The 17,195-nt window shown below is 41.2% G+C and carries 11 protein-coding genes; 9 read left to right on the top strand and 2 right to left on the bottom strand.

What is annotated here, in order from left to right; translation table 11 throughout:
• Window positions 1–80 precede the first annotated feature (80 nt).
• Both ACRHOZ_RS19385 and ACRHOZ_RS19380 read left to right on the top strand, forming a co-directional pair.
• Complete coding sequence (locus ACRHOZ_RS19385) at window positions 81–476, top strand: sensor histidine kinase (protein ID WP_431129392.1); 396 nt, start codon at window positions 81–83, stop codon at window positions 474–476.
• A complete protein-coding gene (locus ACRHOZ_RS19380; protein ID WP_431129389.1) occupies window positions 473–1,219 on the top strand; it encodes a LytR/AlgR family response regulator transcription factor in 747 nt (248 codons plus the stop codon). The genes ACRHOZ_RS19385 and ACRHOZ_RS19380 overlap by 4 nt, the downstream gene beginning before the upstream one ends.
• Before the next feature lie 8 nt (window positions 1,220–1,227).
• Here the strand turns inward: ACRHOZ_RS19380 and ACRHOZ_RS19375 are convergent, their stop codons facing one another.
• Complete coding sequence (locus tag ACRHOZ_RS19375; protein ID WP_431129386.1) at window positions 1,228–1,773, bottom strand: sigma-70 family RNA polymerase sigma factor; 546 nt, start codon at window positions 1,771–1,773, stop codon at window positions 1,228–1,230.
• 172 nt (window positions 1,774–1,945) lie between these two features.
• On the opposite strand from ACRHOZ_RS19375, the gene ACRHOZ_RS19370 reads away from it, so the two are divergent.
• From ACRHOZ_RS19370 to ACRHOZ_RS19340, 7 genes are all read left to right on the top strand, one after another.
• Entirely contained in the window at window positions 1,946–3,085 is a 1,140-nt protein-coding gene (locus tag ACRHOZ_RS19370) for a FecR family protein (protein ID WP_431129383.1), read from the top strand.
• 203 nt (window positions 3,086–3,288) lie between these two features.
• Window positions 3,289–6,603, top strand: a complete 3,315-nt coding sequence (locus tag ACRHOZ_RS19365; protein ID WP_431129380.1) for a TonB-dependent receptor — start codon at window positions 3,289–3,291, stop codon at window positions 6,601–6,603.
• 20 nt (window positions 6,604–6,623) lie between these two features.
• A complete protein-coding gene (locus ACRHOZ_RS19360; RefSeq protein WP_431129377.1) occupies window positions 6,624–8,225 on the top strand; it encodes a RagB/SusD family nutrient uptake outer membrane protein in 1,602 nt (533 codons plus the stop codon).
• 147 nt (window positions 8,226–8,372) lie between these two features.
• Window positions 8,373–11,675: a VCBS repeat-containing protein gene (locus ACRHOZ_RS19355; protein ID WP_431129374.1), complete on the top strand. Its 3,303-nt coding sequence runs from the start codon at window positions 8,373–8,375 to the stop codon at window positions 11,673–11,675.
• Window positions 11,676–11,754: 79 nt separating this feature from the next.
• Entirely contained in the window at window positions 11,755–12,120 is a 366-nt protein-coding gene (locus tag ACRHOZ_RS19350) for a BlaI/MecI/CopY family transcriptional regulator (protein ID WP_431129371.1), read from the top strand.
• The gene (locus ACRHOZ_RS19345) at window positions 12,113–13,798 is read left to right on the top strand and encodes a M56 family metallopeptidase (RefSeq protein WP_431129368.1); all 1,686 of its coding nucleotides are present in this window, start codon (window positions 12,113–12,115) and stop codon (window positions 13,796–13,798) included. Before ACRHOZ_RS19350 ends, ACRHOZ_RS19345 begins: the two co-directional genes overlap by 8 nt.
• Before the next feature lie 28 nt (window positions 13,799–13,826).
• On the top strand, window positions 13,827–14,966 hold the full coding sequence (locus ACRHOZ_RS19340; protein ID WP_431129365.1) for a redoxin domain-containing protein: 1,140 nt from the start codon (window positions 13,827–13,829) through the stop codon (window positions 14,964–14,966).
• A 26-nt stretch (window positions 14,967–14,992) separates the two neighbouring features.
• Here the strand turns inward: ACRHOZ_RS19340 and ACRHOZ_RS19335 are convergent, their stop codons facing one another.
• Complete coding sequence (locus ACRHOZ_RS19335; protein WP_431129362.1) at window positions 14,993–17,053, bottom strand: DUF3857 domain-containing transglutaminase family protein; 2,061 nt, start codon at window positions 17,051–17,053, stop codon at window positions 14,993–14,995.
• Window positions 17,054–17,195: the final 142 nt, after the last annotated feature.

Below are 17,195 nucleotides of genomic sequence, written 5' to 3'. Positions count from 1 at the left end.
CACTATGCTCACTTTGGTCCGCCGCGGGTGGCTCACTTTGACCCGCCGAAGGTGGTATACTATGCCCGTTTTTTGCACCCTTGTCCAAAGAAATCAAATACATAAAAAACTATATTGAGCTGGAGCGGATCAGACATGGGTATCAATTGAATTGTGATATCCAGACCGAGGGACAATTGGATGATGTGAAACTTCCGCCCTTGCTGTTTTTACCTTTCGTGGAAAATTGTTTTAAACATGGGCAATTAAGTGATGGTAGTATTTGGATTAAAATGAAATATGAAAGGCAGGGCGATTTACTGATTTTTTATTTGACCAATGAATTTGATCCCGCTGAGACAGAGAAAACCAAGGATGGCATTGGAATTGCCAATACCAGACGAAGACTTGAACTTTTATACGGAGAAACCTATGAACTTCAGACGTATCCAGAGAACAATCAATACCATGTTATATTAAAAATACCTTTGGGATGAAAATCAATTGCTTGATTATAGACGATGAGCCTTTGGCTATCAGTATTTTGGAGTCCTACATCAAAAAACTGGACAATGTTTGCGTGGTAAATACCTATACCAAGGCCACGGATGCGCTTTCCGACTTGGAACATGAAGAGATTGACGTAATATTCCTGGACATCAACATGCCCCATTTAAGTGGACTTGAATTTCTTGGAAGTATGCAAAAACAACCGCTGGTCGTGATTACCACGGCCTACAGGGAATACGCCTTGGAAAGTTATGAGTTCAATGTGGTTGATTATTTGGTAAAGCCCATTCGTTTGGAGCGGTTTATGAAAGCCGTGAATAAGGTTTCTGAAAGGCTGATGGCCAGAAAGCACAGCACAACGGGTAGAAGAGAGGCTGAGAACACCTATTTTTTTATTCGGGCCAACAAGAAGATGGTGAAGATTTTGTTCAAGGACATACTATTCATTGAAAGCTTGAAAGATTACATCAAAATAAACACATTATCAGGACATTACATTGTGTACCAATCCTTGTCTGGGATTATTGCTGAACTACCAAAATGCAATTTTCTTAGGGTTCATAAATCCTATGTGGTTGCTATTGACAAAGTCATGTCCATGGAAAGACATAATGTAGAAGTTGGCACCAAGAATATTCCCATAGGCCGTAGCTATCTTAAAATTGCGAAGGAACGGATTTTGGCGGATCATGTTTTCAATCTAAAAAATGAAAACTCGAACTCCATTTAAAACAGTTCTTATAAGTTTTTAAGGAGAAGGGTCACAAGTAGAACCAGAACGGAATTATCCGGGATATGATTCTTGAAAAACGCATACGCCCTTTTCATTTGTGTTTTGACGGTATTGATGGAAATATCGTTCTCCTTTGCAATCTCTGAATAACTCATGTTATAGGCCACGTAGGAAATAAAAATTTCCCTTCTAGCCGTTGGTAGTTTATCAAGCAATTCCCTGAGTCGTTGTTCGTTGGAAATTTTAGTGGCCAAAGCAAAGGGTTCCTCAAACTCCCTAGGGTTCAAGTTTTTTAGGATATCCACTTTCCGTTTTTTCTTTTCAATATGTTGGATGCTCAGGTTTTTTACAGCTCTAGTGGCATAGGTTTTAAAAGTGCCCCTAACCGCTATTTCTTTTTCTTTTTGGCAGTACCAGACAAAGAAATCCTGCACAATATCCTTGGCAATGTCTCTATCGCCCACAACGCCAAAAGCCACTAATGCCAGATAGGCATAATGCTCTCGGAACAGGCCTTCCAATGCTTCTTCTTTTTGAGTAGTAGTCTTCAATTTCCTGGTTATTTACAAGATGTAAATGCTTACAGGGTTAGTGCTTCAAAAGTTAAATTTATACTTTTTTGTCAAAATCAAACCTCAAAAAATGGTGATTGTTCAAAAAAAGCATCAAATGTTGTCACCCTAAAATAACATTTCCTTAACAATATATATAGAACACTATATTATGTCCCATTCGGAAAAATTTATAGCGGCCTTAAGACAAATTCAAAAAAATGGGCAGGTAAATCCTGAACTCAACTCATCTCTAAATGCCGAGGAAAAGGAACTTTTAGAAAATCTTTTGCAAAAAGGTTTGGTAGACGAATCCTTGAAGTTTTTGGACCAGTTGGACATTGACAACGATTGGAACTTGGTTAAGAAACGTTTGCAGACCATAAAGCCTATTCGTTCCATTGCTCCTTCGATTTTAAAATATGCTGCCATCTTAATTGGTCTTATAACCGCAACGTATTTCCTGTATAACGCAAACCTTAATACAACTGAGGATTCCAATCCGGCGGATGTTATTACCCTAAAAATAGGAGGAGAGGATGTAAAGGTTATAGACCAAGGCGAAAATCAGGAAATTGTTGCCGCCAACGGCTTGGTGGTGGGCACCCAAAAAGGGGATATTTTGATTTACGACCAAAACGATGAGATTGAGGAATTGATCTATAACGAATTGGCCGTACCCTACGGTAAAATCTTCAATCTTGAATTATCGGATGGTACCATTGTACACCTAAATGCCGGTAGTAGCATAAGGTATCCCATCAACTTTATCAAAAATCACAATCGGGAGGTCTTCCTTAATGGCGAAGCCTATTTTAAGGTGGCCAAGGATGCTGATCATCCGTTTATTGTTAGTGCGGGAGAAGTGGCTGTGGAAGTTTTGGGAACGGAATTCAATGTATCCTCATATGAGGAGGATTCGGAAATAAACACGGTTTTGGTAGAAGGTTCCGTTCGTATGCGCGACGCGTCCATTTCGGGCCAAAACCTTATTCTGGAACCTGGCTTCAAAGGAGCCTTTAATAAGTCCGATCATACCATTGGCAAAGCAGCTGTGGATTTGGATCTGCATACAAGTTGGGTCAAGGGGGAGTTGGTATTTAGAAAATCTGAGTTCAACAGTATGATCAGAAAGATTGAACGCAGATACAACGTTACCATAACCAACAACAAGGAAGAACTAAACCAAAAGAAATTCAATGCAAGATTTCATGTGGATATAGAAAGCATACACGATGTAATGCAATCCATTAGCAATGTAACTCCTTTTGAATATACCATAGAAGCTAACGAAAACGTGATAATTAATTAACTAAACTAACTAAACTCTAAATGCCTATGAAATGAAGAAACCGTAAAACCAAAAAAATCGGAAAATGGTTGCAACATCTTCCGATTTATGAAATGGACTAAATAATCTCAGTTCAAAAATTATTTAATAACCAAAACAAAAATATGAAAAAATGCCATAAAGGCAGTAGATTCAGCATTCCACTGCCTAAAATTGATTTAAAAATGAAACTTACAACCTTTCTACTTCTAGTTTCATTGTTGAAGATCCATGCAAGTTCGTATTCGCAGAACACCAAATTGACCTTAAAACTAGACAATGTAACTGTTGAGCAAGTTTTTGACGAAATCGAATCCATGTCCGAATTTCGATTCTTGTTTGAAAGTGAGCAGCTCAACTTGGACCGGAAAGTAAGCCTGGATGTTGAAAGTAAGGACATCAGGCATATACTTAGATTGCTTTTCAACAACACCAATGTTAAATATAGGACCCTCAACCGTCAGATATTGCTTTCTCGTAAAAAGCGCGATGGGATATCAAGTTTGGATACCAATGCCGAAACCGATGACGAAGAAATCGAACAGCGGCAAATAAATGGTAAAGTTGTGGACTCAAATGGCGTTCCGCTAGCAGGGGCAAGTGTTGTTGAGAAAGGTACCGTTAATGGTGCACAAACAGACTTTGATGGCAATTATAACTTGGAAGTTGCAAATGATGATGCAATTCTTGTCATTTCCTATATAGGTTTTGCAACCAAGGAGGTTTCCGTAGGTCAACAAACAACCATTAATGTCACACTTTCAGAAAGTACAGCTGGCCTTGAGGAGGTAGTTGTGGTGGGGTATGGTGCCCAAAGGAAGAGTGATGTAACAGGAGCCATAACATCCGTTTCTGGAGATGATGTCAATATTACCAAGGAAAGTAATGCGCTGAACGCGTTGGCGGGTAAGGCAGCCGGTGTGGATGTAAGCTTTGATAGCAACCAGCCGGGTAGTTCTCCCAGTATTTTGATTCGGGGTAGAAGCTCCCTTAATTTCTCCAACCAGCCTTTGTTCGTTGTGGACGGGATTCCTGTTTCTGGAGACCTAAGCGATTTCAACCCAAATGATATTCAATCCATAGAAATATTAAAGGATGCCTCATCAGCAGCTATTTACGGTGCTCGAGGTGCCAATGGTGTGGTCCTGATTACCACAAAAAGGGGTAAAGCCGGTAAGGCACAGATTTCCTATGAGTCCTATATCGGATTTTCGGAGCCCTATGAAAACATTGATTTGATGGATTCAGATCAGTGGGTGGCCATGCGATTGGAGTCCCAACGGGCCGCGAGCGAGCAAGAACAAGGTTTGGCCCCAGGAACGTTACCAATCCCAACCTTGGCAGATGGTTTGGAGGCAGGACAATTGGAGGCCTTTCAGGCTGGAATTAACACCAATTTCCAAGACCTTATTTTTCAGAATGGACTACAACAGAATCACCAAATTGGAGTTTCCGGTGGTTCCGAGAAAGTTCGCTACAATGTTTCGTTGAACTATTTCCAACAAGAGGGAATCGTAAAAAATGCGGAATATGAAAGGTTGACCATGCGGACCAACCTTGATATGAATGTTACGGATAAATTAAAGGTAGGACTTTCACAACAGATTTCCTTTGCGGATAGGGATGACCTGAATGATGGAAGCACCCTTAATTTCATCTTTAGAAATTCACCGCTGACCCGACCTTTTGAGGAAGATGGGGTTACACCTACCACGGACCCATTGGACGATGGCCTGATTTGGAATCCATTGAACGACTTTGTAGCTGGAAACTATGTTGACAACAACAAGACCTTCAGGTATTTTGCCAACATCTTCGGAACCTATCAATTTAATGACCATTTAAAGTACACGCTTAATATCGGTCCTGAGTTTCGCATCGATAGGAACAATGATTTCAGGGGTACCCTTAGTTCCGTTAACCGAGGTGGACTGAATACGGCACAAAAGGATCTTAGAAACACCACATCCTTCACTATAGAGAACTTGGTGAACTACAATAACACCTTTAACGAGGTTCACACCTTGGATGCCACATTCCTTTTTAGTGCCCAGGACATTAAGGACGATTTCACCACTTTGGCCGTTAGGGATTTACCATCCGAGTCGCAAACCTTCAATAATCTGGGAGATGCATCCGAAGTGACCAACAGGGATAGCTCTTTGGATACGGAGCGGTGGACTTCCTTTATGGCAAGATTCAATTATTCGTACAAGAGCAAATATCTGTTTACCCTTACAGGAAGATACGACGGATCTTCCAAGCTTGCCGAAGGAAACAAGTGGGGCTTCTTCCCTTCAGGCTCCTTTGCCTGGAGAGTGAGTCAGGAAGATTTTCTACAAGAATCCAAGACCATAAGCAATTTAAAATTGCGTTTGGGCTATGGTACGGTAGGACGGAACCCCATTGACCCTTTTAGTACGTTGGGTGGACTTTCAAGAACCGAAGGATCATTTAGTGATAGTCCAGCTTTTGGATTTAGACCCAATGAAATTGCAAACCCTGACCTGAAATGGGAAATTACCACCACCTTTGATGCTGGAATTGATTTTGGATTTTATAACAATAGAATCTCTGGTTCCATAGATTACTATGTAGGTAATACCTCCGATTTATTATTGGAAAGAACCATCCCAATCACATCTGGATTTAACTCCGTTCTTCAGAATGTAGGGGAAACCAAAAACCAGGGTATCGAGGTTGTTTTGAGTACAGTAAACGTACAAACCGAAGATTTCACATGGAGCACTGATTTCAATTTCTCCAGAAACCGAAGTGAAATAGTTAGCCTATTACAAGGTCAAGGAGACGATGTGGGCAACCGTTGGTTTATTGGAGATCAACTGAGTGTTTTCTACGATAGGGTGTTTGATGGAATCTGGCAATTGGATGAAACTGCTCTGGCAGGATCGTTTCAAAGGGTTCCTGGGGACATTAAATTGGCAGATTTGAATGGCGATGGTGTCTTAAATGATGACGACAGGAAAATTATTGGTTATCAAGACCCGCAATGGATTGGCGGTCTAACCAGTAACATAAACTATAAAGGTTGGGATTTTACCGTTGCTCTTTTAACAAGGCAGGGACATACCATAAGATCACAAGCATTTGGAAACAACAATTCGTTGTTTGGAAGATACAACAATGTGGATGTGAATTATTGGACTCCTGAAAATTCAAGCAATTCCATCCCAAGACCCAATGCCAATCAGGAATCTCCCAAAGATGCCGGAGTGTTGAACTATTTTGATGGATCGTATGTAAGGGTGAGGAACATTTCCTTGGGATACAACTTTAATGAGACATTTCTCGATAAAATAGGTTTGCAGAGACTGAGGTTCTATGTTACCGCCCAGAATCCATTTTTATTTACCTCTAGTGAGTTGATAGACGGAATTGATCCAGATGTTGCGAATAGTGGCCCAACTTCAAATTTCCCAGGCCGAAACTATTTGCCAAGTCCGAGAACATTCATCTTTGGACTGAGCACAACATTCTAAATAACAAAACCTAAAAAGAAATGAAAAATATAAAAGCAATCTTATTAATAATCGCCTCGTGCCTTTTTTCCTGTGATGATTATTTAGAGGAGGAGTTGACAGGCGGCATCACTGCTGATGGAATTTATTCGACTCCTGAAGGGATTCATTTTGGTTTGAATGCCACTTACGCTGCCTTTACCTCCTTAATGGGTAATGATAATGGCGGAGATAGCAGAGAAAATGGATGGACTTTGTTAACCCTCGGAACCGATACCTATACTAACGGGTCTGATGGAGGAAACAAATCCTTTAATAGATACGATACAGACCTGAATGCCAGCGCTGGTATTTTACAGGCTGCTTGGGAGGAATTGTATGTAGGAATCAATACCGCCAACACCGTGATCAATAGAGCCCCTGAAATCATTGAGGATGCAGGGGAACTAAATCAAATATTGGCAGAAGCCAGATTTTTGAGAGGGTACTATTATTTCTGGTTGGTGCGTCACTGGGGAGCCGTTCATTATTCGGCCGACGAAACCACGGGAGTGGAAAGCGAGGCCAACAGAACCCCGGTTCCAGAAATGTATTCCAGAATATTGGAGGATATGGAATTTGCAGAACAAACCTTACCGGCTGTCCAAAATGACCAAGGAAGACCTACGTCTTGGGCTGCAAAAATGGCCTTGGCCGAAATTCATTTGACCCAGGGGAATTATGATCAAGCTGCCCAGTTATCCGAAGAAGTAATCAATAGTGGGGCTTTTTCGTTGGTTAGACCTGTTGAGGATTTATGGAACCTGGATACCAATGAGAACAATAGTGAGTTGATTTTTTCCTTTCAATATGCGGATGATCCAAATTTTGATGGTTCCGGAAATCCAGCACACCTATTTTTCCTGATGGAGTATGATAAACTGGATGGGATGAAAAGGGATATTGCCAATGGAAGACCATGGAAAAGGTTCAAGCCAACCGACTATTTGCTGAATCTTTATGACATGGAAGATGAACGCTATGATGCAAGTTTTACATCGGTTTATTTTTCCAACAATCCAGACACCGCCCCTCCAGGGGTTATGGAAGGTGACACGGTGGTATGGCTTCCAAGAACGCCCTTGAGTCAAGCTGAAAAGGATACCAGACCGTTCTCAAGTCAGATATATAATCAGGACGAATTGACCGAGCGGATCTTCCCAACTTCCAGAAAATGGGAGCAACCCAATAGGGCATCCGTGAACCAGCCAGAGGGAAGTCGGGATTTTATTGTATACCGTTTGGCGGAGGCCTACTTGATAGCGTCCGAGGCCAATGCACTTAAATCGGCGCCAGACCAAACCAAGGCACTCCAATATTTGAATGAAGTACGAATGAGGGCATACAACGTGGACAATGTAGCTGCATTACCTCCCATTGCTGCTGTGGATTTGGATGTGATTTTGGAAGAACGTGCCAAGGAATTTGCAGCAGAAGGTAAACGTTGGTTCGATTTGGTAAGAACAGGTAAACTCGTGGAACGCGTTCAGATGCATAATGCTGGGGGAGCACCCAATATCCAGGATTATCACGCATTAAGGCCCATTCCACTGACCCAGATAGATAGATCATCAAACGACTATCCGCAAAATCCAGGGTATTAAAGATAATTGGCTTTTGAGTTAATTAGTTAGTTTTAAGTTTGGACATGCCCTTTTCTTGGATAAAGAAAAGGGCTTTGTCAATTTAATATCAATAAAGATTTTATGTTTAGGCGTCCATCAACATTTCGTTCTCTATTGTGGCTATTTGTGATTGCGATAATCGGTTGTACTTCCACAGAAAGCCCAAAAGAGGCCAATACCGTTTTGTTCCAAAAGTTGGATAGCGATTTTACCGGGATTGACTTCACTAATAGGATAACGGAACGCTTTGAGTATTTTGAAAACTTCAGCTATGCCTACAACGGAGGCGGGGTGGCCATAGGGGACATCAATAATGATGGCTTGCAAGACGTTTTCTTTTCTGGTAACGAGGTGGAGGACAGGTTATACTTGAATAAGGGAGGATTAAGGTTTGAGGATGTCACCCAAAAAGCCAACATCAAACCTCATTCAGGATGGAGTAATGGCGTCTCCATGGTGGACATTAATTCAGACGGGTTTTTGGATATTTATGTATGCCGTGGCGGATGGCAGGATTCCGATGTAAATCGAGGGAATCTGCTATACATCAATCAAGGTGATGGTACGTTCAAGGAACAAGCTTCCAATTTTGGGGTGGCGGATATTGGATATTCCACCCAAGCGGTTTTCTTTGATTTTGACAGGGATAGTGATCTGGACCTTTATGTGGTCAACAGGCCCAACCAATTTATGCTTCCACTAGCAGAAGTTCTTAAAAACAAGCAACAACCCAGCGATTACAATCGGGATAAATTGTACAGCAATGACAACGGAAAATATGTTGAAATTGGCAAGGATGTAGGGTTGGCCCATAATTTTGGGTATGGCCTTGGGGTAGTGGCCTCAGACGTCAATGGTGATGGCTTCACTGATATTTATGTGGCCAACGACTTTGATGAGGACGACTATTTGTACATCAATCGGGGTGGGAAGTACTTGGAGGAACAGATCAAACAAGCCACCAAGCACATATCCCTTTATTCCATGGGCGTGGATATCATGGACATCAACAACGACGGTTTGGAGGACATTTTTGTCACGGAAATGCTTCCATCTGACCATAAACGGGCCAAACAGTCCATGCCTTCCATGGATGTAGAGGGCTTTAACCAATTATTGGATTTGGGTTTCCATCACCAATACATGCATAATATGCTTCATCTAAACCAGGGTAAGACCAGGTTCAGTGAAGTGGGTAAGTTGAGTGGTATTGACAAGACGGATTGGAGCTGGGCAGGTCTAGCTTCGGATTTTGACAATGATGGTTATAAAGATCTGTTGGTCACCAATGGATACAAAAGGGATATTTTTGATAAGGATATTGAAAAGCGCCTTACCAAATTCTTTGAGCAAAACGGCCCCAAATTCCAATCTGCGGAAGAATTGATTGCCCAAAAGAGTGAGGAAATTATCAATTTGTACAAACCGATAAAGGAAGTCAATTACCTCTATAAGAATTTGGGAGAACTCAACTTTAAGGATGTTTCAAGTGATTGGGGCTTTAAGGAAAAGAGTTTTTCAAACGGGGCAGCGGTGGCCGACTTGGACAATGATGGGGATTTAGACATGGTCATCAATAATTTGGATGATGAAGCCTTTGTGTTTCAGAATACCAGTTCCGATTCCAATGCCGGGAATTATCTAAAAATCAAACTAAAAGGGCCGCAAAACAATGTCACTGGTTTAGGGACGAAGATCACCTTGAAGATTGGAAAAGAACTGCAGTATCAAGAATTTAAGACCGTAAGGGGTTACCTATCCTCACATGAACCCATAGTCCATTTTGGATTGGGAAAAAATAGACTTATAGATTCCTTGACCGTAAGATGGCCAGATGGTATGGAACAGACCTTGGAATATGTAAACCACAACCAGACCATCACTTTGAATTATCAAGACGCCGGGGATACTTCAAGACAAAAAAGGATAGAAACTCCCCAACTTTTTGAAACCAACGGACAGCTTTTTGGATTGGATTTTGAACATAGGGAGAATGTATACAATGACTTTGCCAAGGAAGTGCTCCTACCACATAGATACTCCCAGCTTGGTCCTGCATTAGCCACTACGGATATCAACAATGACGGACTGGACGATGTGTATGTTGGTGGAGCCATGGGTCAGGAAGGACAGATGTTTGTCCAACAGAAAAATGGGGAATTCTTGTCAATTGATGGTCCTTGGAAGGGAAATAAGGAAAGTGAAGAAGTTTCGGCTGTATTTTTTGATTTCAACAATGACGGGTTAGATGATTTGTACGTGGTCAACGGTGGGAATGAAACTCTTAATGGAACTGCAACTTTAAAAGACAGATTGTATCTGAATCGAGGAAATGGAAATTTCACAGATTCATCAGAACTTATTCCAGATAATGCCTTTAGTGGGGGAAGGGCAACACCCTGTGATTATGATGGGGACGGGGATTTGGACTTGTTTGTCGCTGGTCGACTGATCCCACAAAAATACCCCATGCCCGCATCCTCTTATCTCTATGAAAATAAAAAAGGAAAACTCGTGGATGTAACCGATAGCAAGGCCATTGGACTAATGGATTTGGGATTGGTAACCGACGCGGTCTGGATGGACTATGATAACGACCAGGACAAAGATTTATTAGTGGTAGGGGAGTGGATGCCTCTTACCTTATTTGAGAACGAACAGGGTTTTTTTAAAAAATTGAACCCTGAACAATTGGGCTTTGAAAATACAGAAGGCTGGTGGTATTCCATTGAAGTGGCGGATTTCAACAAGGATGGGCATATGGACATTATTGCTGGAAATTTGGGATTAAATTATAAATATAGAGCTTCTATTGAATCCCCGTTCATGGTATTCGGTTCCGACTTTGATAAAAATGGTAGGAATGATATCATTTTGGGATTTGAGGCTGATGACAAAGTATATCCAGTAAGGGGTAAGGAGTGTTCCTCGCAGCAAATGCCCTATCTAAAGCACAAGTTTAAGACCTACAAAGATTTTAGTGGGGCCACGGTCTTGGATATGGTAGGCAAAAAAAGCTTGGAGGAATCCGTGCAACTTAAGGCAAACACCTTTGCAACTACCTATTTTCAAAATAAGGGGGATGGCACCTTTAAATCAACCAAACTTCCAAACTTGGCCCAATTCTCGTCCGTAAACGATATTCAGGTTGACGATTTTGACTCCGATGGCAATCTTGACGTGATTTTGGCTGGAAACCTATACACTTCTGAAGTGGAAACACCTAGAAACGATGCCAGTTTTGGTACATTCCTAAAAGGAAATGGACAAGGGGATTTTTACCCGTTGTATCCCTATCAAAGTGGGCTTTATATGGATGGGGATGTCAAAGGATTGGCAAGGATTAACGTTACTGGGGAAGAATTCCTACTGGTTGCCAATAATGATAGTGTCTTGAAGCTGATCAAACTGAATATGGGAGTGCGCTAAGGGTACACCGAAACTAGTATTTGCTTCGTATTTGTTTATTACGAATCTTTTCGTATGTTTGTTACGAAATTATTCGTAGATGAAAGCATACACCAATAAAGAATTAGAGATTTTACTTGTTCTTTGGGATTTGAAAGAAGCTTCGGTACAGCAGGTCCATGAAGCTTTGGACTCCAATAAAGGATACACGACCACTCTTAAATTAATGCAGATCATGTTTGATAAAGGTCTGTTGGCAAGAGAGAAGGAGGGGAAGAAGCATGTCTACCGGGCCAATATTGAAAAGCAAGTGGCACAGAGCAATGGTATGCGGAATATGATCCAAAATCTTTTTGGGGGCTCTACCTTAGGCTTTGCACAAAGTTTTCTGGGTAATGCCAAGCCCACCAAAAAGGAGTTGGATGCCATTAAGGCCATGATCAAACAAATGGAGAAGGATGCTTGACTTGGATTTCACAAGACTGCTCGGTTTTTTGATTGATTCCCTCTGGATTGGAGCCGCATCTTGGTTGCTTTTGATCATCTTCCTAAGGTTGATTCACCCAAAACATAGTAACCTTAGGTATTACCTTTCCCTGGCCGTTTTCTTTGGTTTTTTTGTTGTCCTTTCATTATCGTTTTTCACAAGTGATTCCATTTACAATTTATGGTTGAAACCCAGAGTAATTGTTGTCTTGACAGACTGGAAAAATCACCAATATGGCCTGGGCATTTGGGAACGTATGCAGGTTTTTATGTTGGATAACACGCATTGGTTCATTGGACTTTGGTTGATGGGAATACTGTTCTTTGGTTCCAAAATAATAATGCACAAAAACCAGCTTAAAATTCAGACAAGCGTGGAACTCAATTATCAACTTGAATCTTTGGTTAGCAACTTGGCCCAAAAGCTCAATATCAAAAAAAAGGTTGACCTAAACATTATCCATAATATTAGCCATCCGTTTACCATGGGGCATTGGAAGCCCATTATCTATTTTCCGTTGGAGGCGCTTACCGGGTTCAGTAGAATGGAACTGGAAATCATTTTAATGCATGAATTGGTGCATATTAAAAGAAATGATTACCTGATCAATTTATTTCAGGTGTTCTTGGAGGTGATGTTCTTTTTTAATCCCTTTGTTAGGCATATGTCCTCAATGGTCAAAAATGAAAGGGAGTCCTCCTGCGACCTAATGGTAATTAGCAAAGGATATGACAAAGTGGATTATGCCAAAACTTTGGAACGATCATATCAATTGCATTACCGTCTGGCCTTGGCTTTTGGCGACCGTAATGTTTTGTCCCGTGTCAAATCCTTGACCACCTTTCATTTGGGAGAGAGCGGATATCAAAAAAAGTACAAGTTTATTTTTTCCTCCTTGGTTTTGTTCTTTGTTGTTATTTCCCTAGGCTTTGGTACCATGGCCAAAAAGAATCTTGCTCCCAATGTAATAACAAAGGGCACTAAAGTCTACCCCTGGTTTTATATTGAGGATAATGGAGATATGGTTTTTCATCCTGATGAACACCGTGAATGGCACATCCATAACGATGGTACACAAGACTTTTACAAAGATGGTGTGTTGCGGAACGATGAATTGGCGGACAACTTTGAATACAAAGAGACGGACAAGGGAGATATCATTGAGATTGTTTATAAGGATAAATTACTGAACCAGGAACACATGGCTCGGAGGACAAAGGATCCCGAGCAATGGAATCAATTTCTTCAAGAAGTTTTGGAAAACCATGGCGCAGGGAAACCCATTACTGAAGAAGCTTTCAATACTTCCTTTAGAATGACGCCATTTGGGGGAATCTATGTTTCCGGGATAAAGGTACCGGCAAACGAGGTAGCTTATTACAAGAGAAAATATCCTGATGCCATGCCCTTGTTAAAACCCATGCATTCCAAAGAAAGCCAGGAATTTCTTGGAGAAATGATTCGCGAGTTACAGGGAGATGGTCTGGTACATCACAAATTTGATTCCGTTCAAGTTGTATTTCGCATTTTGGAAAATCAAGAATTGATGCTCAACCAAAAAAAATTGTCCAAAAAACACTCTAGCAAGTATTTGATTTTTCTAGAAGAATTTAGTCAGGGATTACTATACGACCGGCAAGTGTATTATCTAAAATAGTTTATTCATCAATTAAAAAACTACAGACATGAGATTTGTATTTCTATTAATCGCTCTTTTAGCATTGGGCTGTTCCGAAAAAATCAAAACCGATGACGAATCTGGATATGTGATCAATGGTCAGCTAGCCCATTTTAAGGATAGTACGATGCTGCTCTTGGATGATCTCTTCCTATCAAAAACCATCGACAGTGTTTTAGTGGTCAATAATAGTTTTACGCTGAAGGGAAAGGTAGAAGAAACAGGTCGCTACCTGCTTAAAACAAAATATGACCCGGCAAATCCAGAGTGGTCCTTTAAGTATTTATTTTTCTGGATTGATAATTCAGACATAACCATCAAAGGAGATTATGAGAACTTTAGATATTCCAAAGTAGAAGGGTCCAAAATCCACGAACTGGCTTGGGAATTTTCGTCTCCCCGTGCAGATTTGGACAAGAAACGGGAAAAACTGGTGGATTCCATCCAGGCAAATTTAGGAGATAGAGATAGCTTGAGAGCTCAAATATTTCAAATTGATAGTATAACCAGTGCTATGTCCATGGAATTTGTCAGACAAAAGCCTAACAATCTAGTGAGCTTGGAACAGCTAACCTTTATCAACAATAAATTCTCTAAAGATGAGCTGGGAAAAATCTATGATGGACTGGATGAGGAACTTAAGCAAAGTGCCAATGGCCTAGCATTAAAAAACTACATTGCCATTGATAAAATTGTAGAAGAAGGAGATAAGATGGTTTCAATGACTGGAGAAAATTTAGAGGGTGAAAGAATAGACCTTTCCAGCATCATTCCTCAAAACGAGTACACCATTCTCGATTTCTGGGCAGCCGGTTGTGGCCCGTGCCGTTGGCAGAGCAAACAGTATGCAGAGCTCTATGAAAAATATCGGGAGAAGGGATTGGAAATAGTTAGTTTTTCCCTAGACAAAAACAGGAGTCATTGGGAAGATGCCTCCAAAGAGGACAATATCACCTGGATAAACATGTCCGATCTAAAAGGAATTACTGGCATAGCGCCAATGTCCTACGGCATAAGGGGTATCCCTAATAGTTTTTTAATAGATAAAAATGGAATTGTGGTAGCCGAATTTTACGGTTATGACAAGGACAAACTGCCTTTTGCTGATGAATTGACGGCTTTTTTTGACACCGACACCAACAATTAGCATGGATGCCATAAGATAAAAGACGTTTAAGCTTGTTTTTTCTTCTTACGGTTTATCACAAGAACTATAACCAACACAATCAACGCAATAGGAATCAAGGCTGCCATGGCATATCCGATAACCGTACCCAAATTATAGGCGATGGAATCGACAGAAGATCCACCGTTTTTATTGGAGATAATAAAGTAACCTATTTGTTGATCCAGTTGCACCATGTCCTTATAAAAGGCATCAAACCCTGAAGCGGGTACATGATCATCCTGGTTTTTGTAATAGTAATCCAAGGTCAGAATATTCTCTGATGCATCATAATTGGAACTAAAATCATAGTAAAAGTAATCTGAGTTTATGGTCACAGATTCTGCCTGTGCCCTGATATACTCTGGCAACATAATTTTCACATGTTGCTTCCGCACCATAGGGTACGAAAGGGCAAACGGGGTTGTTCGTTCCAATTGGGATGGCATGGTGAGCACGGAGGTCAGGTTGGTAGGGTAGATGGAAAGGTTGATATGGTTGGTATTTTCCAACGAGGGCCTCCAAATGGAATCCAATTTATAGCGTTCCAACAAGGCAAACTCATTTTTCGCAGCATCGTCAATAATAGTTGGCGCGGCCAAGGAAGAAGTACTGCCGTATGTTTCCGTATAGAATGCCATTAGTTCTTTTGCAATAACATCATTGCTGTTGTTTCTGAAAATGGCTCTCATAAAATCCGCTTCGCCATCATAATAATGTGTACGAACCTCTAGCTCTGCCCCTTTACCCATTTCATCCAACTTAAACGTACTAAAGGTTTCCACCAGGTTGTTCCTAAAGTCTGAAATGGTATCCATGGCTGTCATGTTTTGGTCCAAGACCAAGCCATAGCGGTAGTCGGGCATGTATACATTGTCAAAAGCACCAGCTTGGTCCGTTAGGGTGGGATCATACCATAATGTGGAACCATTTTGATCCACCACTTTTACAATACAGTGATCAAAAACTTTGGAAGAGGGTGGCAAAGTGGGGAGTATCTTCCTTAAGGAAGTGTTCACCAAAGTGGGATAGGCCTCAATGCCCATATTGTTCAACATGGCGGAGAACAGCACACTTTTATCCTTACAGTCCCCAAACCGTTGTGCCATGACCTTATTGGGTGGATTGGGTTTATAGCCACCAATACCGGAGTGAATGGCCAGATATCTCACCTCATTCTGCACAAATGCCAAAGCCGCTCGGATTCTATCTCCCTCTTTTTTATTGGTGTTTCTTATTTCGGAAATAACATCCTGAAGCTCTTGGCTCAAAGGTTCCTCAAAAGTGAAAATGTCCCTTCCCCACGCAATTACATCAGACCAGGAGTCGTATTCGGTAACCAAAACAGAGGCATTTTGAACGTACCATGTGGGAGTTTGTTCTTCCAAAAGAATAGCCGGTACATCCTCTTGGACCCATGCATAATGGTTGACACCTGCCTTTACTTTATGAACAGCCTCCAAATCCGTATTGATTAACTGATAGTGCAACGGGTCCTTGCTAAAGGCATGGGCCGAAATCTTGTCTATGGGTTGAGTGGAATTCAGTACAAAGCTGGTGGAGAACTTACCTTTTTGAATCGGGTTGAAGCCTTTTTTGCTATAACTGTAAAGGACAATATCTCCGTTACGGACATCCGGAATATTGACAAAGGCCGATATGGTTCCGTCATAGATATAGTTCTCGGCATTGGTTTCTCTTCTAGCGGTTTGAATGTCCTGCTGCCTCAATCTATTGATCACCTCTCCGTTACGAATCACATCAATTCGGTGAAAACGCAGTTTTTGATAGGTGGGGTCATAATCCGCCACCACGCTCGAAATATTTTGGATGCCACTGTATTCAACTGCCTTGGAAACACTTTTAATATAGACTTCCTCTCGGTCCATATGTATCTGTTCCGTGTACAACAAAACATGGGTACCTCCACTCACTCCATTTTCAGGGGCTTGTGCATTGGGGTCGTGTTTTTCCTTGACAATCCAACTGGGTTCTGGGGTAATGGAAACTTGGCTATTGCCAAGATAGAAGGAAAGCAATAGCAAGGGTAGGATGAGGATGTTTCGCATAAGGTATTTGGTATGGGTTGATTTTGTTTTTGGCAGCCTAAAATAGTAAACTATGAAGATTTTACTGACATTTATTAGGTAAAATGCCTTTAATTATTGCCTAAGGGCGGTTCACAAAACAATTACGGGGAAAGATTCAAGA

The sequence above is a fragment of the Flagellimonas flava genome, assembly GCF_050617915.1.
GTDB lineage: Bacteria > Bacteroidota > Bacteroidia > Flavobacteriales > Flavobacteriaceae > Flagellimonas > Flagellimonas flava_A.
This window is presented reverse-complemented; position numbering and strand designations above follow the sequence as displayed.

Coding starts and splice junctions, on each gene's coding strand:
- ACRHOZ_RS19345 (WP_431129368.1), top strand. CDS start 12,113: ATGCTTGACTTGGATTTCACAAGACTGCTCGGTTTTTTGATTGATTCC.
- ACRHOZ_RS19335 (WP_431129362.1), bottom strand. CDS start 17,053: ATGCGAAACATCCTCATCCTACCCTTGCTATTGCTTTCCTTCTATCTT.
- ACRHOZ_RS19340 (WP_431129365.1), top strand. CDS start 13,827: ATGAGATTTGTATTTCTATTAATCGCTCTTTTAGCATTGGGCTGTTCC.
- ACRHOZ_RS19360 (WP_431129377.1), top strand. CDS start 6,624: ATGAAAAATATAAAAGCAATCTTATTAATAATCGCCTCGTGCCTTTTT.
- ACRHOZ_RS19380 (WP_431129389.1), top strand. CDS start 473: ATGAAAATCAATTGCTTGATTATAGACGATGAGCCTTTGGCTATCAGT.
- ACRHOZ_RS19365 (WP_431129380.1), top strand. CDS start 3,289: ATGAAACTTACAACCTTTCTACTTCTAGTTTCATTGTTGAAGATCCAT.
- ACRHOZ_RS19350 (WP_431129371.1), top strand. CDS start 11,755: ATGAAAGCATACACCAATAAAGAATTAGAGATTTTACTTGTTCTTTGG.
- ACRHOZ_RS19370 (WP_431129383.1), top strand. CDS start 1,946: ATGTCCCATTCGGAAAAATTTATAGCGGCCTTAAGACAAATTCAAAAA.